We start from the raw sequence: 24,836 nt of genomic DNA on the forward strand, positions 1-24,836 counted from the left end.
ACCCCCCATTCGGCAAAGAGGCTGCACGCGCAAGCGGGCAGCCTCTCTGGGGCAACTGGTCGAACCGCCGATTACTGCTTGCTGGCAGCAACCTGGGCAGCGACTTCGGCAGCGAAGTCGGTCTCGGCCTTCTCGATGCCTTCGCCCACTTCGTAACGCACGAAGGAAACGACTTCGGCACCGGCCTTCTTCACCAGGTCACCGACCTTGACTTCCGGATCCATGATGAAGGCTTGCTCGACCAGGCTGGCCTCGGCGAGGAACTTGGCGATACGGCCTTTGACCATGTTCTCGACGATGTTTTCCGGCTTGCCGGCGATCTTCTCGGCGTTCAGCTGCAGGAAGATTTCCTTTTCCTTGGCCACCAGCTCGTCGGACACCTGGTCCGGGGTGACCACGGCCGGGTTGGACGCAGCAACGTGCATGGCAACGTGCTTGGCCAGCTCGTCGTTGCCGCCCTTCAGGACGACCAGAACACCGATGCGGTGGCCGTGCAGGTAGGCACCGACGGTTTCACCGGAAACGGCGGTCAGACGACGGATGTTGACGTTCTCGCCGCACTTGGCCACCAGGGCCTCACGAGCGGACTCGCGGGAAGCGATCAGCGGAGCGGCTTCGGTCAGGTTCTTCTCGAAGGCTTCGTCGATGCTTTCCTTGACGAAAGCCTTGAAGTCGTCCTGCAGAGCCAGGAAGTCGGTCTGCGAGTTGACTTCGATGATCAGGCCACGGCCGCCTTCGACGCGCACGGCGATGGAGCCTTCGGCGGCGATATTGCCGGCCTTCTTGGCAGCCTTGATGGCACCGGAAGCGCGCATGTCGTCAATCGCCTTCTCGATGTCGCCACCGGCGGCAACCAGGGCCTTTTTGCATTCCATCATGCCTTGGCCGGTACGCTCGCGCAGTTCTTTAACCAGGGCTGCAGTAACTTCTGCCATCTTGAAAATCCTCTCGGTAGGTCTTCAACCATTCGCCCGATGAGTGGGCGATCAAATCTGTGAGTGGCAAAAAGGGGGCCTAGCCCCCTTCTTGCACAGCGCATAACGCTAACTGCTTGGCGTTACCGCTTAGCCTTCGGCGGCTTCGGCAGCCGGGGCTTCTTCGACGAACTCGTCGGTGCCGCCGCCAGCGTTGCTGCGACCACGGATCACGGCGTCGGCCATGGCACCCATGTACAGCTGGATGGCGCGGATGGCGTCGTCGTTACCCGGGATGATGTAGTCAACGCCTTCCGGGCTGCTGTTGGTATCGACGATGCCGATGACCGGGATGCCCAGCTTGTTGGCTTCGGTGATGGCGATGCGCTCGTGGTCGACGTCGATCACGAACAGCGCGTCCGGCAGGCCGCCCATGTCCTTGATACCGCCCAGGCTGCGATCCAGTTTCTCCAGATCGCGGGTGCGCATCAGGGCTTCTTTCTTGGTCAGCTTGGCGAAGGTGCCGTCCTGGGACTGGGTTTCCAGCTCGCGCAGGCGCTTGATCGAAGCACGGATGGTCTTGTAGTTGGTCAGCATGCCGCCCAACCAGCGGTGATCGACGAAGGGCGAACCGCAACGAGCGGCTTCTTCGCGAACGATCTTGCCAGCGGAACGCTTGGTGCCGACGAACAGGATCTTGTTCTTGCCAGCGGCCAGCTTCTCAACGAACGACAGGGCGTCGTTGAACATCGGCAGGGTTTTTTCGAGGTTGATGATGTGAATCTTGTTACGCGCACCGAAAATGTACTTGCCCATTTTCGGGTTCCAGTAACGGGTCTGGTGGCCGAAGTGCACACCGGCCTTCAGCATATCGCGCATATTGACTTGGGACATGATAGTTCCTTGATAAGTCGGGTTAGGCCTCCACGTATCCCAGCTTCCAACCCTTGCGGGCACCCAGGAAACCGTGTCGATACGTGTGTGGGTTTAGGCTTTCGGGCATGCCGCCCGTAAAGCGGCGCGTTTTATACCACAGAAAGCAGCCGCAAGCTACCAGCCTCAGGCAGCAAATGACGCCAGGCGCCCCTCCGCCGCCCACTTGCAGCGGCCTTTGGGGCTTGCGCCTCCTAGCTGCTAAGATACTCCCCTTTTCCGTTCGCGCCCGAGAGCTTCATATGACCGTCACCATCAAATCCCCCGACGAAATCGAGAAAATGCGCGTGGCCGGCCGCCTGGCCGCCGAGGTGCTGGAGATGATCGGCGAGTACGTCAAGCCCGGGGTCACCACCGACGAGCTGGATCGCATCTGCCACGACTACATAGTCAATGTGCAGCAGGCCATCCCCGCCCCGCTCAACTACAAGGGCTTCCCCAAGTCGATCTGCACTTCGATCAACCACGTGGTGTGCCACGGCATCCCCAACGACAAGCCGCTGAAAGATGGCGACGTGCTGAACATCGACGTCACCGTGATCAAGAACGGCTACCACGGCGACACCAGCAAGATGTTCATGGTCGGCAAGGTTGCCGAGTGGGCCGAGCGTCTGGCCAAGGTCACCCAGGAATGCATGTATAAAGGCATCGAACTGGTCAAGCCGGGCACCCGCCTGGGCGATATCGGCGAGGTGATCCAGAAGCACGCGGAGAAGAACGGTTTTTCCGTGGTGCGCGAGTACTGCGGCCACGGCATCGGCGCGGTGTTCCACGAGGAACCGCAGGTGCTGCACTACGGCCGCGCCGGCACCGGCATGGAGCTCAAGGAAGGCATGACGTTCACCATCGAGCCGATGATCAACCAGGGCCGCCCGGAAACCCGCCTGCTCGGCGACGGCTGGACCGCCATCACCAAGGACCGCAAGCTGTCGGCGCAGTGGGAACACACCGTGCTGGTCACCGCCGGCGGCTACGAGATCCTCACCCTGCGCAGCGACGACACCCTGCCGCGCACCTCGGCCTGACAGCGCACCCTACGCACCTTTAGAGGAAGGCAATTGCATGCCGCAGATGGACCCCGAACTGTTTGACCGCGGTCAGTTCCAGGCCGAGCTGGCGCTCAAGTCCAGCCCCATCGCCGCGTTCAAGAAGGCCATCCGCCATGCCCGCGAGGTGCTCGACGCCCGCTTCCAGGGCGGCCGCGACATCCGCCGCCTGGTCGAGGATCGCGCCTGGTTCGTCGACCAGATCCTGCAGGAAGCCTGGAAGCGCTTCGCCTGGAGCGAGGACGCCGACATCGCCCTGCTCGCCGTCGGCGGCTACGGCCGCGGCGAACTGCACCCCTATTCCGACATCGACCTGCTGATCCTGCTCGACAGCAGCGATCACGAGATCTTCCGCGAGCCGATCGAGGGCTTTCTCACCCTGCTCTGGGACATCGGCCTGGAAGTCGGCCAGAGCGTGCGTTCGGTCGACGAGTGCGCCGAGGAGGCGCGCGCCGACCTGACGGTAATCACCAACCTGATGGAAAGCCGCACCATCGCCGGCCCCGAGCACCTGCGCCAGCGCATGCAGGCGGTGACCAGCAGCGAGCGGATGTGGCCGAGCAAGCACTTCTTCCTGGCCAAGCGCGAGGAACGCAAGACGCGCCACGCCAAGTACAACGACACCGAGTACAACCTCGAACCCAACGTCAAGGGCTCGCCGGGCGGCCTGCGCGACATCCAGACCGTGCTCTGGGTGGCGCGCCGCCAGTTCGACACGCTGAATCTGCACGCCATGGTCGGCCAGGGCTTTCTGCTGGAGAGCGAGTACGCCCTGCTCTCCTCCAGCCAGGAGTTCCTGTGGAAGGTGCGCTACGCCCTGCACATGCTCGCCGGGCGCGCCGAAGACCGCCTGCTGTTCGATTACCAGGGGCGTATCGCCGCGCTGTTCGGCTACCAGGACGGCGACGGCAAGCGCAGCATCGAGCACTTCATGCAGAAGTACTACCGCGTGGTGATGGGCATCTCCGAGCTGTCGGACCTGATCAACCAGCACTTCGAGGAAGTCATCCTGCGCGCCGGCGAGAGCGGCCCGGCCACCCCACTGAACAGCCGCTTCCAGGTGCGCGACGGCTATATCGAGGTGACCCACCCGAACGTCTTCAAGCGCACCCCCTTCGCCATCCTCGAAGTCTTCGTGCTGATGGCCCAGCACCCGGAGATCAAGGGCGTGCGCGCCGACAGCATCCGCCTGCTGCGCGACAGCCGCCACCTGATCGACGACGAGTTCCGCAAGGACATCCGCAACACCAGCCTGTTCATCGAACTGTTCAAGTGCCGCGAAGGCATCCACCGCAACCTGCGGCGGATGAACCGCTACGGCATCCTCGGCCGCTACCTGCCGGAGTTCGGCCACATAGTCGGGCAGATGCAGCACGACCTGTTCCACATCTATACGGTCGATGCGCACACCCTCAACCTGATCAAGCACCTGCGCAAGTTCCGCTGGCCGGAGCTGACGGAGAAATTCCCGCTGGCCAGCAAGCTGATCGACAAGTTGCCCAAGCCCGAGCTGATCTACCTCGCCGGCCTCTACCACGACATCGGCAAGGGCCGCGGCGGCGACCACTCGGAACTCGGCGCGGTGGATGCCGAGGTCTTCGCCCGCCGCCACAACCTGCCGGCCTGGGACAGCGCGCTGATCGTCTGGCTGGTGCAGCACCACCTGGTGATGTCCACCACCGCGCAGCGCAAGGACCTCTCCGACCCGCAGGTGATCCACGACTTCGCCCAGTTCGTCGGCGACCAGACCCACCTGGACTACCTCTACGTGCTGACCGTGGCCGACATCAACGCCACCAACCCCAGCCTTTGGAACTCCTGGCGCGCCAGCCTGCTGCGCCAGCTCTACACCGAGACCAAGCGCGCCCTGCGCCGCGGCCTGGAGAACCCGGTGGACCGCGAGGAACAGATTCGCCAGACGCAGAGCGCGGCGCTGGACACCCTGGTGCGCGGCGGTACCGACCCGGACGACGCCGAGCAGCTGTGGAGCCAGCTCGGCGACGACTATTTCCTGCGCCACACCGCCAGCGACGTGGCCTGGCACACCGAGGCCATCCTCCAGCACCCGGCCGACGCCGGCCCGCTGGTGCTGATCAAGGAAACCACCCAGCGCGAGTTCGAGGGCGGCACGCAGATCTTCATCTACGCGCCGGACCAGCACGACTTCTTCGCCGTGACCGTGGCGGCGATGAGCCAGCTCAACCTGAACATCCACGATGCGCGGATCATCACCTCGACCAGCCAGTTCACCCTCGACACCTACGTGGTGCTGGACGCCGATGGCGGCTCGATCGGCGACAATCCCGCGCGCATCCAGCAGATACGCCAGGGCCTGATCGAGGCGCTGAAGAACCCGGATGACTACCCGACCATCATCCAGCGCCGCGTGCCGCGCCAGCTCAAGCACTTCGCCTTCGCCCCGCAGGTGACCATCCACAACGACGCGCAACGCCCGGTGACCGTGCTCGAGCTGACCGCGCCGGATCGCCCCGGCCTGCTGGCGCGCATCGGACGGATCTTCCTCGAGTTCGACCTGTCGCTGCAGAACGCCAAGATCGCCACCCTCGGCGAGCGGGTCGAGGACGTGTTCTTCGTCACCGACGCCAATAACCAGCCGCTGTCCGATCCCGAGCTCTGCGCACGCCTGCAGGAAACCATCGTCCGCCGCCTGTCCGAGCCCAGCGTCCAGCCCACGCAATTTTCCATCTGATTTTCCGGAAGCCCCGATGAACCCAGCCCTCGACCAGCTCCAGCCCTACCCCTTCGAGAAACTGCGCGCCCTGCTCGGCGGCGTGCAGCCGGCCGCGGACAAGCGCGCCATCGCCCTGTCCATCGGCGAGCCCAAGCACAAGTCGCCGGACTTCGTCGCCCAGGCGCTGACCGCGAGTCTCGACAAGCTGGCGGTCTACCCCACCACCCTGGGCCTGGCCGAGCTGCGCCAGAGCATCGCCAGCTGGTGCGAGCGGCGCTTCGGCGTACCGGCCGGCTGGCTGGATGCGGCGCGCCACGTGCTGCCGGTCAACGGCACCCGCGAGGCGCTGTTCGCCTTCACCCAGGCCGTGGTCGACCGCAATGCCAAGGGCCTGGTGGTCAGCCCCAATCCCTTCTACCAGATCTACGAAGGTGCGGCGTTTCTCGCCGGCGCCGCGCCGCACTACCTGCCGTGCCTGGAAGCCCATGGCTTCAACCCCGACTTCGATGCAGTGCCGGCCGAGGTCTGGCAGCGCTGCCAGATCCTCTTCCTGTGCTCGCCGGGCAACCCCACCGGCGCGCTGATCCCGGTGGAAACGCTGAAGAAGCTGATCGCCCTGGCCGACGAGCACGACTTCGTCATCGCCGCCGACGAGTGCTACAGCGAGCTGTACTTCGACGAGGCCAACCCGCCGGCCGGCCTGCTCAGCGCCTGCGCCGAGCTGGGCCGCAGCGATTTTGCGCGCTGCGTGGTGTTCCACAGCCTGTCCAAGCGCTCCAACCTGCCGGGTCTGCGCTCGGGCTTCGTCGCCGGCGACGCCGAGATCCTCAAGGCCTTTTTGCTGTACCGCACCTACCACGGCTGCGCCATGCCGGTGCAGACCCAGCTGGCCAGCGTGGCCGCCTGGAACGACGAGGACCACGTGCGCGCCAACCGCGACCTGTACCGCGAGAAGTTCGACGCCGTGCTGGATATCCTTGAGCCGGTGATGGAGGTGCAGCGCCCCGACGGCGGCTTCTACCTCTGGGCGCGCACCCCGGGCGACGACGCCGAGTTCACCCGCGCGCTGTTCGCCGCCGAACATGTCACCGTGGTGCCGGGCTCCTACCTGTCGCGCGAGGTGGACGGCATCAACCCCGGTGCCGGGCGCGTGCGCATGGCTCTGGTCGCGCCGCTGGCCGAATGCATCGAAGCCGCCCAGCGCATCCGCCGCTTTATCGAAGGACGCACTCCATGAGCAAGACCCTCTATGGCATCAAAGCCTGTGACACCATGAAGAAGGCCCGCACCTGGCTCGACGAGCGCGGCATCGCCTACGACTTCCACGACTACAAGAGCGCCGGCATCGACCGCGAGCGCCTGCAGCAGTGGTGCGCCGAGCACGGCTGGGAGACCATCCTCAACCGCGCCGGCACCACCTTCCGCAAGCTCACCGACGAGCAGAAGGCCGACCTCGACCAGGCCAAGGCCATCGCGCTGATGCTGGCCCAGCCCTCGATGATCAAGCGCCCGGTGCTCGATCTCGGCGAGCGCACCCTGGTCGGCTTCAAACCGGATAACTACCAAGCCGCATTGGCCTGATTCTTCACCCTCGATTTCGTTGCAAGGAAACCATCCTATGAGCACCAACCTCTTCAGCATCGCCTTCGGCGTCGGCACCCAGAACCGCCAGGGCAACTGGCTGGAAGTCTTCTACGCCCTGCCCCTGCTCAATCCGGCCGTGGAGCTGAGCGACAAGGCCGCGGCCATTCTCGGCTACCAGGGCGGCAATCAGGCCATCGCCTTCAGCAGCGCCCAGGCCGGCGAATTGGCCGATGCGCTCAAGGGCGTCGATGCCGCCCAGGCCGCCCTGCTCACCCGCCTGGCCGAGAGCCACAACCCGCTGGTGGCGACCTTCCTCGCCGAAGACGCCGCGCCGACCAGCACCCCCGAGGCCTACCTCAAGCTGCACCTGCTGTCGCACCGCCTGGTCAAGCCGCACGGCCTGAACCTGGCCGGCATCTTCCCGCTGCTGCCCAACGTGGCCTGGACCAGCCAGGGCGCGGTCGACCTCGGCGAACTGGCCGAGCGCCAGCTGGAAGCGCGTCTTAAGGGCGAGCTGCTGGAGGTGTTCTCGGTGGACAAGTTCCCCAAGATGACCGACTACGTGGTGCCGGCCGGCGTGCGTATCGCCGACAGCGCGCGCGTGCGCCTGGGCGCCTACATCGGCGAAGGCACCACGGTGATGCACGAGGGCTTCGTCAACTTCAACGCCGGCACCGCCGGTCCGGGCATGATCGAAGGCCGCGTCTCGGCCGGCGTGTTCGTCGGCAAGGGCTCGGACCTGGGCGGCGGCTGCTCGACCATGGGCACCCTGTCCGGCGGCGGCAATATCGTCATCTCGGTCGGCGAAGGCTGCCTGATCGGCGCCAACGCCGGCATCGGCATCCCGCTGGGCGACCGCAACACCGTGGAGTCGGGCCTGTACATCACCGCCGGCACCAAGGTGGCGCTGCTCGACGACCAGAACCAACTGGTGAAGGTGGTCAAGGCACGCGAACTGGCCGGCCAGCCGGACCTGCTGTTCCGCCGCAACTCGCAGACCGGCGCGGTGGAGTGCAAGACCCACAAGTCGGCCATCGAACTGAACGAAGCCCTGCACGCCCACAACTGAAAAGTTGGTTTAACGCTGCTGCGCTAGCCCATACTGCGTTGCAATAAGGCTCGGACGCTCATTTACACCAGTAAACTCTGCGTCCTCGCCTTATTGCGCCTTGTCTGGCCGTCGCTCGCGACACGTTAAACCCAACTTTTAACTGCCAGAAGATCTCTGGAAGCATCCATGTCACTGATCTCCCCCTGGCGCGCCGCTTTCCCCGGCATTCTCGCCCTCGAAGCCGAGGGCCAGACCTACCTGGACAGCGCCGCCACCGCGCAGAAGCCGCAGGCGGTGCTGGACAGCCTGCTCGGCTACCTGGCCAGCGGCGCCGCCAACGTGCACCGCGCCCAGCACCTGCCGGGAGAGCGCGCCACCCGCGCCTTCGAAGGCACACGGGACAAGGCGGCGGCCTGGCTGAACGCGGCCAGCCGCGATGAGATTGTCTTTACCCGCGGCAGCACCGAGGCGCTCAACCTGCTGGCCTACGGCCTGGAGCATCTGCTGCAGCCCGGCGACGAGCTGGTCGTCAGCGCCCTGGAGCACCACGCCAACCTGCTGCCCTGGCAGCAGCTGGCGCTGCGTCGCGGGCTCAAGCTGGTGGTACTGCCGCTGGATGTCACGGGCAGCATCGACCAGGCCCGCTCCGCCGAGCTGATCGGCCCGCGTACCCGGCTGTTGGCAGTGGCGCAGCTGTCCAACGTGCTCGGGCGCTGGCAGCCGCTGCGCGAACTGCTGGCCCTGGCGCGCAGCCTGGGCGCCCTCAGCGTGGTCGACGGCGCCCAGGGTGCGGTGCACGGCCGCCACGACATGCAGGCGCTGGGCTGCGACTTCTATGTCTGCTCGGCGCACAAGCTCTACGGCCCGGACGGCGTCGGCCTGCTCTACGGCCGCGGCGAGGCGCTGGCGCAGCTGCGCCACTGGCAGTTCGGCGGTGAGATGGTGCTGGACGCCGACTACCAGGACGCGCGTTTCCGCCCGGCGCCGTTGGGCTTCGAGGCCGGCACCCCGCCGGTGTCGGGCGTGATCGCCCTGGGCGCGGCGCTGGACTGGCTGGCCGGCCTCGACCAGGCCGCGGTGGCCGGCCACGAGGCAGCGCTGCACGCCAAGCTGCTAGCCGGCCTCGGACTGCGCGACGGCGTGCGCCTGCTCGGCGCACCGCAACTGGCCCTGGCCAGCTTCTGCGTCGACGGCGTGCACAACGCCGACCTGGCCCACCTGCTGACCGAACAGGGCATCGCCGTGCGCGCCGGGCACCACTGCGCCATGCCGCTGATGAAAGGCCTGGGGCTGTCCGGCGCGATCCGCGTCTCGCTCGGCCTGTACAATGACGGCGCCGATCTGGATCGTTTCTTCGATGCCCTGGACCAGGCCCTGGAGCTGCTGCGATGACCCAGCCCCTGGGTTGCAGCGGTCGAACCGCGGCCGATGTCAGGCGCAAAACCGCGGCGCTAGCGAAATACGCGGCTAAAGCCGCTCCTACGGGATCCTTGCATCTATGAACTTGCCGACTGCAGCCCAGCACGCCCTGGAGGCCTTCGCCGCCTGCCCCGGCTGGGAGCAGCGCGCGCGCCTGCTGATGCAGTGGGGCGAGCGCCTGGCGCCGCTGAGCGAGGCCGAACGCTGCGAGGCCAATCGCGTGCACGGCTGCGAAAGCCTGGTCTGGCTGGTGGCGGAAACACACGAGGGCGCCTGGCACTTTCGCGCCGGCAGCGACGCCCGCCTGCTGCGCGGCCTGCTGGCCGTGCTGCTGGCCCGGGTCGACGGCCTGAAGGACGAGGAACTGGCGGCGCTCGACCTGGCCGCCTGGTTCGACCAGCTCGGCCTGGCCCGCCAGCTCTCGCCCTCGCGCAGCAACGGGCTCAATGCGGTACTGCAACGCATGCGCGAACTGGCAAGATCCTGAAACGCCAGATCACCGTAGGGTGGGTTAGCGGCGCCAACCGCCGCACGTTCAGCCCCCGCCATCGTCGCGCGCCGCGTAACCCACCAGGCGATGGATGGCGTTGCACCGATGGTGGGTTACGCCGCACCAGGCAATGAGAGTCGATCGACAGGCGTAACAGGCGGCTAACCCACCCTACGAAAATCGCGTTGCCAGGGAAGACCCCACTACCCCGACGCTAGTCGCCCTTGCCGCGCTCGCGCAGCGTCAAGCCACGCAGGAAATTGCGCAGCACCTGGTCGCCGCACTCGCGGTAGTGCTTGTGCCCGGGCTTGCGGAACAGGGCGCCGAGTTCGGCCTTGGTCATCGGCAGGTCGGCGGCCTGGAGGATGGCCTGCATGTCCTCGTCCTTGAGCTCGAAGGCCACGCGCAGCTTCTTCAGCACGATGTTGTTGCTCAAGCGCGTCGCCACCGGCAGCGGTGCACGGCTCTCGTCCTTGCCGCGCTTGTAGAACACCAGGCCTTCCAGCACATGGGCCAGCAAAGCGTCGTTGCAGGGCTGGTAACCGGCCTCGTCGTCCTTGAGCAGGCAGGCGGAGATCTGCTCCAGGGTCACCGGGTAGTCCGCCAGTTGGCAGATCTCCACCAGCTTGGCGTCGCCGATGGCCAGCAGGTAGCGCAGGCTGCGCAGTACGTCGTTATTGGTCATTGCGGCGGTCTCAACGGAAGCGGGCGGCGATTATAGGCGCATCCGCCGTCAGTCGCGCAGCGCCTGCGCCCGGCTGGTCGGCAGCCAGGCATCGGCGTCGCCGGAATTCAGCGCCTGCTGCAAGCGCGCCAGGTCGCCGCGCTCGGCGAAATGGCGCAGGCCGGCGTTGAACAGGCGCAGCAGCCGCTCGCCCTCGGCATCGTCCTTGCGAAACAGCAGGCGCAGCGGTTCGGTGTTCAGGTGGCGCGGGTGATGGGTGATGGCGCGCCCCTCGGCGCCGGGGAACAGGCGACGCAGCATGGCGTAGCCGACCGCGCGGTCCTGCGGATGCAGGTCGATGCGACCGAGTTCCAGCAGGCGGAAGCTGGTGTCCTCCTTGCCGCTCTGCTGCACCTGCAGCAGGCCGTCCTGCTGCGCCTGGTCGAAGCGCGAGCCGTAGGAATAACCGAGGGTGGTGCCGATGCGGTAGCGCTTGAGGTCCTCGATGCGACGCCAGTCGAACGCCAGCTCGCGGCGATGGAACAGCACCACCTCGCCGCGCACCACCGGGTCGCTGCACACCCCGTAGTTGAGGCGACTGGGGCTGCAGCTGTAGGGCATGATGGCGTCCAGCTGACCCTGCTGCAGCATCAGCACGTTGCGATCCCAGGGGTAGAAGACGTATTCGACCGCGTAGCCGGCCTCGGCGAACACCGCGCTGATCAGTCGCGCCATGGCGCCGCCATCGGCGCGGCGCTGGTCGACGTAGGGCGCCCAGTCGCCGGTGCCGATGCGCAGCTTCGGCTCGGCCGCCACCGGCAGCACGCCGCCCAGCAGCAGCGCCATGCAGAGGCTGGCGGCGAAGGGTCCACCACGCAGACGGGAAAACAGGTACGACACGGATCACCTCAACGCGCAAACACAGCGAAGCGTCCCTGCCCGAGTTCTGTCACTCCTTTTTTGTCTCAGCTTAGCCAAGCAGGCCGCCGCACAGGCCGCCGTCAGTCGCTGCGGCCACGTTCGGCCGGGCGCCGGGCGCCGGCCACCAGCTTGTCCACCAGCTTGGCGGCGGCGGCCATGCCGAAGCTGGCGGTGACCATCATCACCGCGCCGAAGCCGCCGGCGCAGTCCAGCTTGACCCCTTCGCCGACGAAGCCCTTGGCCTGGCACACCGTGCCGTCCGGCTTGGGATAGCGCAGCTGTTCGGTGGAGAACACGCAGGGCACGCTGTAGGTACGCCCCGGCGTGCGCGAGAAGCCGTAGTCGCGACGCAGGGTGCTGCGCACCTTGGCCGCCAGCGGGTCGTTGAAGGTCTTGTTGAGGTCGGCGAGCTGGATCTGCGTCGGGTCGACCTGGCCGCCGGCGCCGCCGGTGGTGACGATCTGGATCTTGCGCCGCTTGCACCAGGCGATCAGCGCGGCCTTGGCCGGCACGCTGTCGATACAGTCGATCACCCCGTCGAGCTGCTCGGTGATGTACTCGGCCATGGTCTCGCGGGTGACGAAATCGGCCACCGCGTGCACCACGCAGGCCGGGTTGATGGCGCGAATGCGCGCGGCCATCTCCTCGACCTTGGCCTTGCCCACCGCGCCCTCGACGGCGTGCACCTGGCGATTGGTGTTGGTGATGCAGACGTCGTCCAGGTCGAACAGCGAGATCTCGCCGACGCCCGAGCGCGCCAGCGCCTCGGCCGCCCAGGAGCCGACGCCGCCGATGCCGACCACCGCCACATGCGCCGCGGCCAGCCGCGCATAGCCCTCGCGGCCGTAGAGCCGGGCTATGCCGCCGAAACGTTGTTCGTCTGTGTTCATCTCACCCCCTGCAGCAAGGCGCGCATTATAGGCACGGCCATGCCTGCGCCCAAGCCCGCCGGGCGGTTCGCCCGGCGGGCGGCGCAGCCGGCGCTATAGTGAGCGCAGCAGCGAGGCTTCGCCCATGCGCAACTTCAGCGTCTACAACCCGACCCGGCTGCACTTCGGCCGCGGCCAGATCGCCCGCCTGGCCGAGGAAATCCCGCCCGGCAGCCGCGTGCTGGCCCTACACGCCGGCGCCGACATCCTGCGCAACGGCGTCTGGGCCGAGGTGGAGCGCAGCCTGCACGGACGCCCGCTGAGCCGCTTCGCCGGGATCGAGCCCAACCCGCAGTACGACACCCTGCTGCGCGCCGTGGCCCAGGCCCGGCACGACGCCTGCGACTTCGTCCTGGCCATCGGCGGCGACGCGCCGATCGATGCCGGCAAGTTCCTCGCCGCCGCCCTGTGCCACCCCGGCGATCCGCTGCAACTGCTGTGCGGCGCGCCGATCCGCGCGGCGCTGCCGCTGGGCTGCCTGCTGACCCTGCCGATCGGCAGCGCCCTGAGCCACGCCGAGGGCCTGGTCAGCCATGCCGAACGCCAGCAGAAGCTGCCCTTCGCCAGCCCGCTGCTGCACCCGCGCTTCGCCATCGTCGACCCCGGCCTCCACCTCGACGCGCCGCGTCAGCAACTGGCGCACGCGGTGATCGAGGCGTTCGCCCGCACCTGCGAGCGCTACCTCGGCGTCGCGGCCGATGCGCCGCTGCAGGCGCGCTACGCCGAGGCCCAGCTGCTGACCCTGATCGAAGAAGGTCGCAAGTTGATCACCGATCCCGAGGACCAGGCCGTGCGCGCCAACCTGCTGTGGTGCGCGCTGCAGGCGCTCGACGGCCCCGCCGGCTGCGGCGTGGTACCGGCGGGCGGCGCGCGGCGGATCGCCCGGGAGCTGAGCGCGCTGTACCACCTGGCCCCGGCGCAGAGCCTGGCCGTGGTGCTGCCCGCGCTGCTCGCCGAATGCCGCGAGGCGCACGGCGCCAGGCTGCAGCAATACGCCGAACGGGTCTGGCAGCTGCCCGCCGGCAACGCGGAGCAGCGCATTGACGCCGCCATCGCCGCCACCGCGGGGTTCTTTTGCGACCTCGGCCTGGCCACCCGGCTGAGCGATCACGGCCTGGACGCCGAGGCGGTCCCGGAGGTGCTGGCGCAGTTGCAACGCCGCAGTCCGGGCGCCCTCGGTGAAGGCGACGAGCTCGACCCGACCGTGTGCGAACGCATCCTGCTGCGCGCCTTATGACCTGATCGGTAACGACTTTTGCTTTAAGATGGCCAGCCTTCACGCTAGCCGCCGTACCGGAGCCGCAATGACCGCCACCCTCACCCCGACCCTGGAACTCGCCTTCGACCTGATCCGCCGCCCGTCCGTGACCCCGGTCGACGAAGGTTGCCAGGAGCTGATGATGCGTCGCCTGGCCGCCTGCGGCTTCGAGGTCGAGCACATGCGCATCGAAGAGGTGGAGAATTTCTGGGCCAAGCGCGGCGGCGACGGCCCGGTTCTGTGCTTCGCCGGGCATACCGACGTGGTGCCCACCGGCCCGCTGGACGCCTGGCAGTACCAGCCGTTCGACGTACGCGTCGATGAAGACGGCATGCTCTGCGGCCGCGGCGCGGCGGACATGAAGGGCAGCCTGGCGAGCATGATCGTCGCCGTCGAGCGCTTCACCGCCGACCACCCGAACCATAAGGGCGCCATCGCCTTTCTGATCACCAGCGACGAGGAAGGCCCGGCCCAGCACGGCACCAAGGCGGTGGTCGAGCGTCTGCGCGAACGCGGCGAGCGTCTGGACTGGTGCATCGTCGGCGAACCGTCGAGCACCAGCCTGCTCGGCGACGTGGTCAAGAACGGCCGCCGCGGCTCGCTCGGCTGCACCCTCACCGTGTACGGCAAGCAGGGCCACGTGGCCTACCCGCACCTGGCGAAGAACCCGATTCATCTGGCTGCCCCGGCCCTGGCCGAACTGGCCGCCGAGCACTGGGACCATGGCAACGACTATTTCCCGCCGACCAGCTTCCAGGTGTCCAACCTCAATGCCGGCACCGGCGCCACCAACGTCATCCCCGGCGAACTGAAAGCGGTGTTCAACTTCCGCTTCTCCACCGAATCCACCGTCGAAGGCCTGCAGCAGCGCGTCACCGCTATCCTCGACAAGCACGGCCTGGACTACCACCTGGAGTGGGCGCTGTCCGGCCTGCCCTTCCTCACCCAGCCGGGCGAGTTGCTCGACGCCGTGGCCGCCAGCATCAAGAACGTCACCGGTCGCGACACCACGCCGTCCACCAGCGGCGGCACCTCCGACGGGCGCTTCATCGCCACCCTGGGCACCCAGGTGGTCGAGCTGGGCCCGGTCAACGCCACCATCCACCAGATCAACGAGCGGGTGCTGGCCAGCGACCTCGACCTGCTCACCGAAGTTTACTACCGAACCCTGGTGAAACTGCTGGCATGAAAATCCATGAATATGCCTGCTGCGCACACCGATAGCTGCGTTGGGCGGTACTCGCTCCTCGCCTATCTATTCGATATGTCTCGTCGCTGCGTTCCGTCCGCCTTGCTCTCGGCGCGCTCGCGACGGCCTATTCCCGGATTTTACGCATGCTGATCTGCCCCCTCTGCCAGACGCCGCTGCAGCCCAGTGACAGCGGCCTGGTCTGCAGCAACCGGCACAGCTTCGACCGCGCCCGCCAGGGCTACTACAACCTGCTGCCGGTGCAGCACAAGAACAGCCGCGACCCCGGCGACAACGCCGCCATGGTCGAGGCGCGCCGACGCTTTCTCGACGGCGGTCACTACGCGCCGCTGGCCGCGCGCCTGGCGGCACTGGCGGCCGAGTACAAGCCGGCGCGCTGGCTGGATATCGGCTGCGGCGAGGGCTACTACACCGAGCAGATCGCCCGCGCCCTGCCCCATGCCGACGGTTATGCCCTGGATATCTCCCGCGAGGCGATCAAGCGTGCCTGCAAGCGCGCCCCGCAGCTGAACTGGCTGGTGGCGAGCATGGCCCGCGTGCCACTGGCGGATGCCAGCTGCGAGCTGCTGGCCAGCGTGTTCAGCCCGCTCGACTGGGCCGAGGCCAATCGCCTGCTAGCCTCCGGCGGCGGCCTGCTGCGCATGGGCCCGACCCGCGTGCACCTGATGGAGCTGCGGCAGAAGCTCTACGACGAGGTGCGCGACTACGACGACGAGAAGCACCTGGCGCTGATCCCGCCGGGTATGCACCTGGCCCATAGCGAAACCCTCGAGTTCCCGCTGCACCTGAGCGATGCCCAGGCCCGCGCCGACCTGCTGGCCATGACCCCGCACGGCTGGCGCGCCAGTGCCGAACGGCGCGAGGCGGTGATTGCCGCGCCCTTCGAAGTTACCGTTGCCATCCGCTACGATTGGATCGTCAAAATCCAGAGCCCACGCTCTCAGGACTGAATGCCATGCGCCAACCCGATATCGAGATCTACCTGAAAGACGCCGAACGCGACGCCGTGGCGCAGTGGCTGGGTGAGGCCCTGGGCCCTTGCAGCGACTGGCAGCAGAAGGGCCAGACCTTCAAATGCAAGGCCGGTGACGTGCCGGTGACCTGGCTGCCGAAGGCCGTGGGCAAGTGGCACAGCCTGTACCTGGAAAGCGACGCCACGCCCTGGGCCGACGACCTGGCCTGCGCCCGCGCCGCCCATGCCGCGCTCGGCGTGCAGATCCGCTGCGCGCCGGGGACCTGGGTGGAAGATGAAAGCGACGAGGAAGCCGACCGCTGGATCAAGGTGGATGCCGACGGCGAAACCGAGATCGTCTGGCGTACGGAATGACAGCGGCCGCATCCGTAGGGTGCGTAGCGCGGACCGTGGCCATTCATCCAACCACCCGTTGCGCCCGGCACGATCCGTAGGGTGGATCACGCCTTATCGATCCACCGCGTGGTGGATGTAAAAACGACATCCACCCTTGCGCCATAAACGAAAAGGCCCGTCATCGACGGGCCTTTTCGTTGGAGTCTGGAACTCAGACCGCGGAAACGTCTTCCGCCTGCAGGCCTTTCTGGCCCTGGGTCACGCCGAACTCGACCTTCTGCCCCTCGATCAGGGTGCGGTGGCCTTCGCCACGGATGGCGCGGTAGTGAACGAATACGTCCGGGCCGCTTTCGCGCTGAATGAACCCGTAGCCCTTGGAATCATTGAACCATTTGACGGTTCCGGTCTCACGATCTGCCATTACCCACTTCTCCAACTCGCAAATTTTTATTGTCCCGAATAGGCGCTGTGACGGCTCGGTAAAAACGTTCTGTTCATCGTTCGCCAACCCCGGCAATTGGAGCATGGAGCAGGTCAAGCGAAGGGCGTTCTTGCTGCAACCGCTGGGCCGAGTATAAAGCATGAAATGTGACTGAAAAGCACTTTTTTAGAACCGAGCGCAAACCAGACAACATCGGGGTTACAGCCGGTTTTTATCCGTTTTTCGCCAGCAAATCGCGCAACTTCTTCGCCAGCCTCTGAACCTGCTCGGCGTCCAGGCGATAGGCCCAATCGCTGCGCGCGGCCACCTCGCCGTCCTCGAATCCCTGGCGCTCGCCGAGCACCAGCCAGTGCTGCTCGCCCTGCTGGTACAGCGCGCCTTCGAGGCTCTGGCCGTCGAAGCCGGTCAGGCTCAGCCTGAGCATCGGCGCCTGCTTGAAAGCGATCTGCGCCAGTGGCGCGGCATCGGCGAAACGCAGGTTGGAGAACAGCGTGACCATGCCGTTGGCCGCGCCCTCGAAACTGAGCTGCTGGCCCTTGCCCAACTGCTCCACAGTGAAGTTGTACTGCTCGGCGTCGGGCTTGCTCAGGGTCAGCGTCTCGCCGCTGGCGTAGCGCAGCTCCAGGCGTTTGACGCTGGCGAAGGGAATGTCCGCAACGCGGCGATCCAGCCAGTCCAGCTCGCGGCTGGGCAGGTCGAGCTGCTGGTCGATCAGCCACACCTGGTCCTCGCCGGCGCGGCGCACCAGTTGCCCGCTGCCCTGCTGCGACGGGTTGCCCAGACGCAGGCTCAACTCGGGATGGCCGTCGAACTGCAGCTGCAGACGCAGCGCCTGCTCGCCCTCCTCGCCGCTTTCCGCCAGGCCCAGGCGTGCGTGCCACTGCGCGTTGGCGGTCTTGGCCTCGACGCTGCGCGCCTCGCGCAGCGCCCGCAGCAGCTCGGCCAGGGGCTCGCGCGCGGCCGGGTAATCGGCCTTGGCCGGCACCACCCAGGCCTCGCCGCGGCGCTCGATACGCACCGTCGGCTGGCCGGGCGGCTGGATTTCCAGCGCCTGCAGGCTACCCAGGTAGCCCTGCTCGGCGGCCAGCCAGGGCATGCGTTCGAGTTGTGCAGTGCCCTGCTGCTGGCGCTGCTGCAGCGCCAGGTACCCCAGCAGGCACAGCAGCACGATGACGATCAATGCGATCAGACCTTTGCGTCCCATGATCTCCTCACTGTTGAAAACTCGGTAGTCTCATCCTTCGGCTCCCCATCGGAGCGATAGATGCCCCCAAGGTTGAAAGCGACGAACCGTGGGGTGCGCCATGCGCACCGCCTCAAAAGCCTTGGTGCGCGCGGCGCATCCTACGGCCCCGGTTCGTAGGGTGGATCACGCTTCACCGATCCACCGTTGTGGTGGATGTAAAAAGCGACATCCACCCTACGCGCTCGGGAGGCTCATCCTTCGGCTCCCCATCGGAGCGACAGATGCCCCAAGGTTGAAAGCGACGAACCGTGGCGGCGCCATGCGCACCGCCTCAAAAGCTTTGGTGCGAGTGGCGCACCCCACGGGCTCTGGTTCGTAGGGTGGATCAGGCTTCACCGATCCACCGTTGTGGTGGATGTAAAAAGCGACAGCTACGCGCCCCGATCCACCCTACGCGCTTTAGCCGCGAACGAGTCGCCGCTGAAGCGCCTCCCACACTGCTCAGGCCCGGCGGCGGCGCCGCCACAGCCACAGCGCCAGCACGCCGAGGGTCAGCAGTGCCGGCACCAGGGCGATATTGATCACCTTGAGCGTGCGGCCCAGCGCCTCGATATCGGCGTTGAGCTGGTAGCGCACGTCGCGCAGCTCCTTGCGGATCGCCAGCTTCTCCTGGATGAAGCGCTGCACCGCGCCCTGCTGCTCCGGGGTCAGCTCCAGCGCCTGGCTGGGGTCGTCGTTGCGCTGCAGCGCCGCCAGTTGCTGCTCGGTCTCGGCCAGGCGCGCCTGCAGCGCCTGTTCCTTCTCGCGGAAGCGCTGCTCGGCGGCGCGCTGCAACTCTTCCACCACCACGAAGGGACGGCTGAAGCGGCCGCGCGAACGCACGCTGATCAACGCCTCGGAGCCGGCCAGGTTGTCCAGCGCGTTGATCGCGAAGCTGCCGTTGTCGGCCCAGGGCTGCGGAATGCGCTGGCCGAAGAAGTCCTGCACCTGCACCCACAGGCGGTCGCTCAAGATGTCGGTATCGGCCACCGCGATCACGTTGATGGTATCGGCCTGCTTGAGGCCGTCCTTGCGCCCTTCGATGCCGTCGGGGAAGGCGCTCTGCGCCGGGCCGTCGATGCGTGCGGCGATGGCGTAGCGCTCGCCGGTGGGCTCCAGCTCGCGGATCAGCTCCTCCGGATTGCTGAGCATGGCGAAACGCTGGGCGTCGAAGGGCATGGCGTACTCGGAGCTCTGCAGCAGCGGGGTGAAGCGAGTCTTGGCGCCTTCCACCGGTTCGAGGATGCCGGCGGTGGCGACGGTGATGCTCTCCAGCCCGGCGGTGGCGATGTCCTCCTGGTCCAGCGCCTGGCGCGGCAGGCTCAGCCAGGCGGCATGACGCACCGCACGCTGACCCTGGCCCATGCTCACCGACATGGCGTAGGAGCCGTCGCCGAGCACCTTGTCCGGCACCAGACGCAGGCCCCAGGCCTGGAACAGCGGCTCGAGGTTAGAGCCCTTGTCCACCGCCATCTCGCCCGGCATGTCGCCAGTGTCGGCCTCGGCATAGGGGTCGACGAACACCATCAGCTTGCCGCCGCGCAGGACGAACTGGTCGATGGCGTACAGGGTCTGCTCGGGCAGGTTCTTCGGGTGCACCAGCCACAGCACCGAGACGCTGTCGGGAATCAGGTCGACGTCGGCCTTGAGCTGCTCGATCGAAAACAACTGGCGCACCTGCTCCAGCACCATCCATGGCGGCGTCGGCTGCCGCGCCATCATGTCGAAGCCACCGGTCATGGGCAGCCCGGAGAGCACCCCGACCACCGGCAACTGCGGCTTGGCCAGGCTCTGCACCAGGCGGCTCAGCTCGTACTCCAGGTGCTCCTCCTGATCCAGGGCGAAGAACGGGATCACCTGGGTGTCGTCCAGCGCGTTGGTGCCGGCCAGGCCGAAGTAGATGGAGTCGCCGCCCTGCTGCAGGGGGATGCCCTGCAGGCCGAACTCGGCGGCCTTGTCCTCGTCCTCGGAGAAGGGCTCGGGGTCGATGAGGTGCAGGCGGATCTTGCCGCCGGCCTGGCGCTGGTAGGCCTTGAGCATCTCCTCCACGCGCTGGGCGTAAGTGCGCAGCGCCGGCAGGTCCTTGGCCACCTTGTCCGAGTAGAAGAAGTACAGGTTGATCGGCTCGTCCAGCTCGCCAAGGATCTGCTTGGTGCCATCGGAAATGGTGTAGAGCTTCTGCTCGGTCAGGTCCAGGCGGGCGCCGCCCAGGCCCAGGCCGGCCAGCAGGTTGAAGGCGAGAAAGGCCGCCGCGATCAGCAGCAGCCCGGCGCCGGAATAGATCAGCTTTTTCATGGGCGCTCCTCAGTCGGCTTTCTTCAGGTCGATGACCACGGCGGTGGCGGTCAGCCAGGCGGCGATCAGCGAGAGGAAATACAGCAGGTCGCGCAGATCGATCACGCCCTTGCTGATGGCGTCGAAGCGCACCAGGAAGCTCAGCGAGGCGATGGCGTCCACCAGCCACTGCGGCGCCCAGGCGAAGGCGTCGAGCACCATCGGAAAGCCGCTGACGATAAACAGGAAGCAGGCGCTGACCGCGAGGATAAAGGCGATCACCTGGTTCTTGCTCAGCGCCGACATGCACGAGCCGATGGCGAGATAGGCGCCGGCCAGCAGCCAGCTGCCGATATAGCCGGTGACGATGGCGCCGTTGTCCGGCTCGCCCAGGTAATTGACCGTGACGATCATCGGGAAGGTCAGCAGCAGCGCGATGCCGGCAAACACCCAGGCGGCGAGGAACTTGCCGGTGACCGCCTCGAAGCGGGTGATCGGCAGGGTCATCAGCAGCTCGATGGAGCCGGACTTGCGCTCCTCCGCCCACAGGCGCATGGCGATGGCCGGCACCAGGAACAGGTAGAGCCAGGGGTGGAAGTTGAAGAAGGCAGACAGATTCGCCTGGCCGCCCTCGAAGAAACCGCCCAGGTAGAAGGTGAACACCCCGGACAGCACCAGGAAGATCACGATGAACACATAAGCCAGCGGCGTGGCGAAGTAGCTCGCCAGCTCGCGCTTGAAGATCACCGGCAACTGGGTCATGGCTGCTCTCCCCGGGTCAGGCTGCGGAACACTTCGTCGAGCCGACCGCGTTCCACGTTGAGTTCCTTGATGTTCCAGCCACGCTGGCCGATCAGCGCGTTGACCTGCGGGAAGATCACCTCGCCCGGCTTGGCCAGCACGCTGAAGCTGTGCTCCAGGTGGTTCTCCTCGATTCCGGCCACCCCCGGCAGCGCGGCCAGGGCATCCAGATCCAGCGGCTCGGCGGCCACCAGGGTCACCGCCTGGTGGTAGCGCGAGCGGCTTTCCAGCTCCAGCGGCGTGCCATCGGCCAGCAAGCGGCCCTGGGCGATCACCACCGCGCGGGTGCACAGCGCCGTGACCTCTTCGAGGATGTGGGTGGAAATGATCACGATCTTGTCGCGCGCCAGGCCCTGGATCAGCTGGCGCACCTGATGCTTCTGGTTGGGATCGAGACCGTCGGTGGGCTCGTCGAGGATCAGCACGCGCGGATCGTGGAGGATCGCCTGGGCCAGGCCGACGCGGCGCTTGAAACCCTTGGACAGCGTCTCGATGCTCTGCTCCAGCACCTTGTCCAGCTCCACCTGCACCACGGCGCGTTCGACCCGCTGGCGCTTCTCGGCGCCACGAAAGCCGCGCACCTCGGCGATAAAGTCGAGAAAGCCGCGCACCGTCATGTCGCCGTAGCAGGGCGCGCCTTCCGGCAGATAGCCGATCTGCCGCTGGGCCTGCAGGGTCTGGGTCTGGATATCGCAACCGAGGATGCTCGCCGTGCCGGAGGTCGGCGCGAGAAAGCCGGTGAGCATCTTCATGGTGGTGGACTTGCCGGCGCCGTTGGGGCCGAGAAAGCCCAGCACCTCCCCCGGCTGGACGCTGAACGACAGGTCGTCGACTGCCGTGTGCTGCGCAAAACGCTTGGTCAGGTTTCTTATTTCGATCATGGCCTCTCACCAGTGCGGTCAAAGCCTGGCGCGCCGCTCGTGGGCACGAGCCAGGCCTGCAAAAATGCCGGCGGAACTATAAGAAGTCGGATGCGCTGATTGCAACCGAGTGGCGCCCGCGGAAATTTACCGGAGGTTACCGCCGCCCGGCGGCGCGCCCAGCAATACCTGAAATAGTCGTCATTCCCGCGCAGGCGGGACAGCAGCTTTATCGCTGAACAGCGCTTGCGCTGGCCCGAAGTGGAATAACCCAGAGGCTGCGCCGCACCGGGACCAGCGCCTTTGCAGGTGTGGAGGTAAATGGCTTTTCAGAACCTCCTCAGCGATCCAGCGGGCTCAGCACCGCCAGGCCGCCGCGATTGAGCACATGGGTGTAGATCATGGTGGTCTTCACGTCGGCGTGACCGAGCAGCTCCTGCACCGTGCGGATGTCCTGGCCCGCCTCCAGCAGGTGAGTGGCGAATGAATGGCGCAGCGAATGCGGCGTGGCATGCTTGATCGAGCCGGCACGCCGCGCAGCCTCGCGCACCGCACGCTGGATGGTCTTCTCGTGCAGGTGATGACGGAAGGTCCCCTGACCGCGCGGGTCCCGCGAACGGTTAATGGACGGAAAGACGAACTGCCAGCCCCATTCCTTGGCCGCATTGGGATACTTGCGCGCCAGGGCGAAGGGCAAGTTGGCCTCGCCAAAACCCTCGGCGAGATCGCTGCAATGCAAGCCGCGCACTTTGTCGAGATGCAACTGCAGCGGCTCGACGATACGCATGGGCAGCATGGTCACCCGGTCCTTCTGGCCCTTGCCATCGCGCACCAGAATCTCCCGCCGGGCGAAATCCACATCCTTGACCCGCAGCCGCAGCGCCTCGAGTAGACGCAAGCCCGAGCCATAGAGCAGGTTGGCGACAATCCAGCTCACGCCCTGCAGCTGCGCCAGCAAGGCCTCCACCTCGGCGCGAGTCAAGACCACCGGCAGATGCTGGGGCTTCTTCGCCCGCACTATGTCTTGTAACCAGGGCAAATCCAGCTTGAGCACCTCCTTGTAGAGAAACAGCAGAGCGGCCAAGGCCTGGTTCTGCGTCGAAGCGGACACATCGCGCTTGACCGCCAGATGAGTCAGAAAAGCCTCGATCTCCGCCGCGCCCATCTCCGCCGGATGCCGATAGCGATGGAAGCGGATATAGCGCTTTGCCCACTCGGCATAGACAGTTTCGGTACGGATGGAATAGTTTCTGACTCAAATCTGCTGGCGCAGTTGATCCAGCAGCTTGGGCTTGCCGTCATCCATGTCGCGTTTCTCCCTGAGTGCTGTCGCGTTTGCCGCGAGCATCTTCAGGCCAGACAAGGACTTACAGGACGACAAGGAAGGTTATGCGACAGGTGTCGTGGGCAAACGCGACAGCCATGTCGCCTAATTAATAGTTAGCTGAGAAACCATGGATAGTATCGGGCAAGAACTCATTAATTTATTGCGATACCTGCTCCCAGGCTTCCTCTCAGCCTGGGTGTATTACGGACTTACTTCGTTTTCACTTCCATCGCAATTTGAGCGCGTAGTACAAGCCCTAATATTTACGCTATTAATACAACCATTAGCGTATACATTCAAAGCACTTGCATTATTCATAGGAAAACATGCATCGCTAGGGGTATGGTCGCAAAATTCCGAATTAACAACATCAGTCATTTCAGCAATAGTACTCGGCATTGCTTTTGCCTACTTCACGAACAATGACAAATTTCATCGTCTAATGAGATTCTTTAAAATCACAAGAGAAACATCCTACCCTTCTGAGTGGTTCGGTGCCTTCAATAAAAATATCACTTATGTAGTATTGCATCTAAATGACGGCAATCGAATTTACGGATGGCCAACCGAATGGCCGTCACAGGCAGGTTCTGGACACTTCCTTCTGGAAGACTCATCATGGCTTGACGATGACAACAATGAAATACCCATGTCAAATGTTAAGAACATTCTAATACCCGCCGGCAATGTAATACTTGTTGAGTTCATGGAGCTTAAAAATGTCAAAGAAAGCGCCTAATCCTCCACCACCAAGAACGCCAGTTAATAATGGAATTAACGGTGGTATAACCGTTAACCCCACTCAACCCACAAACGTAAAACCACCACCTCCTCCGCCGCCACCTCGGCGCAGCTAACAACTGGTATATGGACTCTCCCCACAAGCAGTGAGTAAAGCTTTGCTTTTGCACCTGTCGTCAGCGCGGTTGCATTCGTATATCCGGCCTTGAGTCGGGCATCGCCCTGGCCATTCTGTAGTTCGCGCAGCGGGGGCCAAGCGTTCAATCGATCACGCAGATCATGATTGTTATCGGCCTTGTTCCGCTGCAGGACTCGCCTGTTTCGACAGTGCTGCTGCTCACCACAACCACCAGAAAACCATCACTCCTTACTGATTACCCCCGCCGTCAGGCGGGTCTTACGCTTCGCCAGTCGCCGCTGAAACGCCGCTCATGGCACCACACCGCCCAGCAGATCCGCACCAGCTTGTTCGCCAAGGCCACCGTCGCCTTGTTGTGACCAATACGGGCCGCGGTCTCGACGGCCCAGCGCTGCAGCGGCGTCAGTTTCTCCGGCGTGCGTGCCTGGCAACGCTGGGCCGCCAGCAGCGCCGCGCGCGAGCCATGGATCAGCAAGGTGCGCACGTAGACATTGCCCTGTCGGCTGATATGTCCCAGCTTGCGCCGCTCGCCGCTGCTGAACTCGCGGGGCGTCATGCCCAGCCAGGCACTGAGTTGCCGGCCACTGGCAAAGCGTTCGGGCCTGCC

General features: G+C 65.6%; 23 protein-coding genes and 1 pseudogene. 12 read left to right on the forward strand and 12 right to left on the reverse strand.

Annotation, left to right across the window (positions count from 1 at the left end; genetic code table 11):
• Window positions 1-71: 71 nt before the first annotated feature.
• Together tsf and rpsB are read right to left on the reverse strand one after the other, a co-directional pair.
• Entirely contained in the window at window positions 72-935 is an 864-nt protein-coding gene (gene tsf, locus ACIGFL_RS10170) for a translation elongation factor Ts (protein ID WP_031303281.1), read from the reverse strand.
• Between the two features lie 129 nt (window positions 936-1,064).
• Window positions 1,065-1,808, reverse strand: a complete 744-nt coding sequence (gene rpsB, locus ACIGFL_RS10175) for a 30S ribosomal protein S2 (RefSeq protein WP_021444631.1) — start codon at window positions 1,806-1,808, stop codon at window positions 1,065-1,067.
• A gap of 281 nt (window positions 1,809-2,089) precedes the next feature.
• Between rpsB and map the strand changes: the two genes are divergently transcribed.
• The 7 genes from map (at window position 2,090) to ACIGFL_RS10210 (ending at window position 10,126) form a co-directional block, all read left to right on the forward strand.
• On the forward strand, window positions 2,090-2,872 hold the full coding sequence (map, locus tag ACIGFL_RS10180) for a type I methionyl aminopeptidase (protein ID WP_021444630.1): 783 nt from the start codon (window positions 2,090-2,092) through the stop codon (window positions 2,870-2,872).
• Between the two features lie 37 nt (window positions 2,873-2,909).
• Window positions 2,910-5,603 carry a [protein-PII] uridylyltransferase gene (locus ACIGFL_RS10185; protein ID WP_397497084.1) on the forward strand — a complete coding sequence of 898 codons (2,694 nt, stop codon included), beginning with the start codon at window positions 2,910-2,912 and terminating at the stop codon, window positions 5,601-5,603.
• Window positions 5,604-5,619: 16 nt separating this feature from the next.
• A complete protein-coding gene (gene dapC, locus ACIGFL_RS10190) occupies window positions 5,620-6,822 on the forward strand; it encodes a succinyldiaminopimelate transaminase (protein WP_397497085.1) in 1,203 nt (400 codons plus the stop codon).
• Window positions 6,819-7,166: an ArsC family reductase gene (locus ACIGFL_RS10195; RefSeq protein ID WP_397497086.1), complete on the forward strand. Its 348-nt coding sequence runs from the start codon at window positions 6,819-6,821 to the stop codon at window positions 7,164-7,166. The genes dapC and ACIGFL_RS10195 overlap by 4 nt, the downstream gene beginning before the upstream one ends.
• 37 nt (window positions 7,167-7,203) lie before the next feature.
• On the forward strand, window positions 7,204-8,238 hold the full coding sequence (dapD, locus tag ACIGFL_RS10200) for a 2,3,4,5-tetrahydropyridine-2,6-dicarboxylate N-succinyltransferase (RefSeq protein WP_397497087.1): 1,035 nt from the start codon (window positions 7,204-7,206) through the stop codon (window positions 8,236-8,238).
• Between the two features lie 168 nt (window positions 8,239-8,406).
• Complete coding sequence (locus ACIGFL_RS10205; RefSeq protein WP_397497088.1) at window positions 8,407-9,612, forward strand: aminotransferase class V-fold PLP-dependent enzyme; 1,206 nt, start codon at window positions 8,407-8,409, stop codon at window positions 9,610-9,612.
• A 106-nt stretch (window positions 9,613-9,718) separates the two neighbouring features.
• On the forward strand, window positions 9,719-10,126 hold the full coding sequence (locus ACIGFL_RS10210; protein WP_397497089.1) for a SufE family protein: 408 nt from the start codon (window positions 9,719-9,721) through the stop codon (window positions 10,124-10,126).
• A 217-nt stretch (window positions 10,127-10,343) separates the two neighbouring features.
• Here the strand turns inward: ACIGFL_RS10210 and ACIGFL_RS10215 are convergent, their stop codons facing one another.
• The 3 genes from ACIGFL_RS10215 to tcdA form a co-directional block, all read right to left on the reverse strand.
• Window positions 10,344-10,814 (reverse strand): DUF1456 family protein, encoded by a 471-nt coding sequence (locus tag ACIGFL_RS10215; protein WP_397497090.1) that lies wholly within the window; start codon window positions 10,812-10,814, stop codon window positions 10,344-10,346.
• A 48-nt stretch (window positions 10,815-10,862) separates the two neighbouring features.
• Complete coding sequence (locus ACIGFL_RS10220) at window positions 10,863-11,693, reverse strand: substrate-binding periplasmic protein (protein WP_397497091.1); 831 nt, start codon at window positions 11,691-11,693, stop codon at window positions 10,863-10,865.
• 101 nt (window positions 11,694-11,794) lie between these two features.
• A complete protein-coding gene (gene tcdA, locus ACIGFL_RS10225) occupies window positions 11,795-12,604 on the reverse strand; it encodes a tRNA cyclic N6-threonylcarbamoyladenosine(37) synthase TcdA (protein WP_397497092.1) in 810 nt (269 codons plus the stop codon).
• A gap of 124 nt (window positions 12,605-12,728) precedes the next feature.
• On the opposite strand from tcdA, the gene ACIGFL_RS10230 reads away from it, so the two are divergent.
• The 4 genes from ACIGFL_RS10230 to ACIGFL_RS10245 all read left to right on the forward strand — a co-directional run bounded on the left by ACIGFL_RS10230 (window position 12,729) and on the right by ACIGFL_RS10245 (window position 16,438).
• Window positions 12,729-13,880: an iron-containing alcohol dehydrogenase gene (locus tag ACIGFL_RS10230; protein ID WP_397497093.1), complete on the forward strand. Its 1,152-nt coding sequence runs from the start codon at window positions 12,729-12,731 to the stop codon at window positions 13,878-13,880.
• A 67-nt stretch (window positions 13,881-13,947) separates the two neighbouring features.
• Window positions 13,948-15,090 carry a succinyl-diaminopimelate desuccinylase gene (gene dapE, locus ACIGFL_RS10235; RefSeq protein WP_397497094.1) on the forward strand — a complete coding sequence of 381 codons (1,143 nt, stop codon included), beginning with the start codon at window positions 13,948-13,950 and terminating at the stop codon, window positions 15,088-15,090.
• A 146-nt stretch (window positions 15,091-15,236) separates the two neighbouring features.
• Window positions 15,237-16,061, forward strand: coding sequence for a putative RNA methyltransferase (locus ACIGFL_RS10240; protein ID WP_397497095.1), 825 nt, complete (start codon window positions 15,237-15,239; stop codon window positions 16,059-16,061).
• 5 nt (window positions 16,062-16,066) lie between these two features.
• Window positions 16,067-16,438 carry a hypothetical protein gene (locus ACIGFL_RS10245; protein WP_122109829.1) on the forward strand — a complete coding sequence of 124 codons (372 nt, stop codon included), beginning with the start codon at window positions 16,067-16,069 and terminating at the stop codon, window positions 16,436-16,438.
• A 193-nt stretch (window positions 16,439-16,631) separates the two neighbouring features.
• On the opposite strand, the gene ACIGFL_RS10250 is transcribed toward ACIGFL_RS10245, so the two are convergent.
• The 6 genes and pseudogenes from ACIGFL_RS10250 to ACIGFL_RS10275 form a co-directional block, all read right to left on the reverse strand.
• Window positions 16,632-16,841 (reverse strand): cold-shock protein, encoded by a 210-nt coding sequence (locus ACIGFL_RS10250; protein WP_031303182.1) that lies wholly within the window; start codon window positions 16,839-16,841, stop codon window positions 16,632-16,634.
• Between the two features lie 232 nt (window positions 16,842-17,073).
• Complete coding sequence (locus ACIGFL_RS10255) at window positions 17,074-18,066, reverse strand: DUF4340 domain-containing protein (RefSeq protein ID WP_397497096.1); 993 nt, start codon at window positions 18,064-18,066, stop codon at window positions 17,074-17,076.
• A gap of 483 nt (window positions 18,067-18,549) precedes the next feature.
• Window positions 18,550-20,382: a GldG family protein gene (locus ACIGFL_RS10260; RefSeq protein ID WP_397497097.1), complete on the reverse strand. Its 1,833-nt coding sequence runs from the start codon at window positions 20,380-20,382 to the stop codon at window positions 18,550-18,552.
• Window positions 20,383-20,391: 9 nt separating this feature from the next.
• A complete protein-coding gene (locus ACIGFL_RS10265) occupies window positions 20,392-21,123 on the reverse strand; it encodes an ABC transporter permease subunit (protein WP_397488679.1) in 732 nt (243 codons plus the stop codon).
• Window positions 21,120-22,043, reverse strand: coding sequence for an ABC transporter ATP-binding protein (locus ACIGFL_RS10270; protein WP_397497098.1), 924 nt, complete (start codon window positions 22,041-22,043; stop codon window positions 21,120-21,122). The genes ACIGFL_RS10265 and ACIGFL_RS10270 overlap by 4 nt, the downstream gene beginning before the upstream one ends.
• A 319-nt stretch (window positions 22,044-22,362) precedes the next feature.
• A pseudogene (locus ACIGFL_RS10275) lies at window positions 22,363-23,328 on the reverse strand (integron integrase).
• A gap of 148 nt (window positions 23,329-23,476) precedes the next feature.
• Here ACIGFL_RS10275 and ACIGFL_RS10280 point away from each other — a divergent pair.
• On the forward strand, window positions 23,477-24,088 hold the full coding sequence (locus tag ACIGFL_RS10280) for a DUF6338 family protein (RefSeq protein ID WP_397497099.1): 612 nt from the start codon (window positions 23,477-23,479) through the stop codon (window positions 24,086-24,088).
• 388 nt (window positions 24,089-24,476) lie between these two features.
• Here the strand turns inward: ACIGFL_RS10280 and ACIGFL_RS10285 are convergent.
• Window positions 24,477-24,836 (reverse strand): transposase (locus tag ACIGFL_RS10285; protein ID WP_397497100.1); only part of this gene is annotated, 360 nt, incomplete at its 5' end.

The organism is Pseudomonas sp. NPDC077649 (assembly GCF_044542855.1).
In the GTDB taxonomy this organism is placed as follows: domain Bacteria; phylum Pseudomonadota; class Gammaproteobacteria; order Pseudomonadales; family Pseudomonadaceae; genus Aquipseudomonas.

Bases quoted from the DNA above. Each gene is read 5' to 3' on its own strand.
- dapC (WP_397497085.1), top strand. From the start codon at position 5,620: ATGAACCCAGCCCTCGACCAGCTCCAGCCCTACCCCTTCGAGAAACTG.
- ACIGFL_RS10205 (WP_397497088.1), top strand. From the start codon at position 8,407: ATGTCACTGATCTCCCCCTGGCGCGCCGCTTTCCCCGGCATTCTCGCC.
- ACIGFL_RS10230 (WP_397497093.1), top strand. From the start codon at position 12,729: ATGCGCAACTTCAGCGTCTACAACCCGACCCGGCTGCACTTCGGCCGC.
- rpsB (WP_021444631.1), bottom strand. From the start codon at position 1,808: ATGTCCCAAGTCAATATGCGCGATATGCTGAAGGCCGGTGTGCACTTC.
- ACIGFL_RS10260 (WP_397497097.1), bottom strand. From the start codon at position 20,382: ATGAAAAAGCTGATCTATTCCGGCGCCGGGCTGCTGCTGATCGCGGCG.
- ACIGFL_RS10210 (WP_397497089.1), top strand. From the start codon at position 9,719: ATGAACTTGCCGACTGCAGCCCAGCACGCCCTGGAGGCCTTCGCCGCC.
- tcdA (WP_397497092.1), bottom strand. From the start codon at position 12,604: ATGAACACAGACGAACAACGTTTCGGCGGCATAGCCCGGCTCTACGGC.
- ACIGFL_RS10240 (WP_397497095.1), top strand. From the start codon at position 15,237: ATGCTGATCTGCCCCCTCTGCCAGACGCCGCTGCAGCCCAGTGACAGC.
- ACIGFL_RS10215 (WP_397497090.1), bottom strand. From the start codon at position 10,814: ATGACCAATAACGACGTACTGCGCAGCCTGCGCTACCTGCTGGCCATC.
- dapE (WP_397497094.1), top strand. From the start codon at position 13,948: ATGACCGCCACCCTCACCCCGACCCTGGAACTCGCCTTCGACCTGATC.
- ACIGFL_RS10195 (WP_397497086.1), top strand. From the start codon at position 6,819: ATGAGCAAGACCCTCTATGGCATCAAAGCCTGTGACACCATGAAGAAG.
- tsf (WP_031303281.1), bottom strand. From the start codon at position 935: ATGGCAGAAGTTACTGCAGCCCTGGTTAAAGAACTGCGCGAGCGTACC.
- ACIGFL_RS10185 (WP_397497084.1), top strand. From the start codon at position 2,910: ATGCCGCAGATGGACCCCGAACTGTTTGACCGCGGTCAGTTCCAGGCC.
- ACIGFL_RS10255 (WP_397497096.1), bottom strand. From the start codon at position 18,066: ATGGGACGCAAAGGTCTGATCGCATTGATCGTCATCGTGCTGCTGTGC.
- ACIGFL_RS10280 (WP_397497099.1), top strand. From the start codon at position 23,477: ATGGATAGTATCGGGCAAGAACTCATTAATTTATTGCGATACCTGCTC.
- map (WP_021444630.1), top strand. From the start codon at position 2,090: ATGACCGTCACCATCAAATCCCCCGACGAAATCGAGAAAATGCGCGTG.
- ACIGFL_RS10270 (WP_397497098.1), bottom strand. From the start codon at position 22,043: ATGATCGAAATAAGAAACCTGACCAAGCGTTTTGCGCAGCACACGGCA.
- ACIGFL_RS10265 (WP_397488679.1), bottom strand. From the start codon at position 21,123: ATGACCCAGTTGCCGGTGATCTTCAAGCGCGAGCTGGCGAGCTACTTC.
- ACIGFL_RS10250 (WP_031303182.1), bottom strand. From the start codon at position 16,841: ATGGCAGATCGTGAGACCGGAACCGTCAAATGGTTCAATGATTCCAAG.
- ACIGFL_RS10245 (WP_122109829.1), top strand. From the start codon at position 16,067: ATGCGCCAACCCGATATCGAGATCTACCTGAAAGACGCCGAACGCGAC.
- dapD (WP_397497087.1), top strand. From the start codon at position 7,204: ATGAGCACCAACCTCTTCAGCATCGCCTTCGGCGTCGGCACCCAGAAC.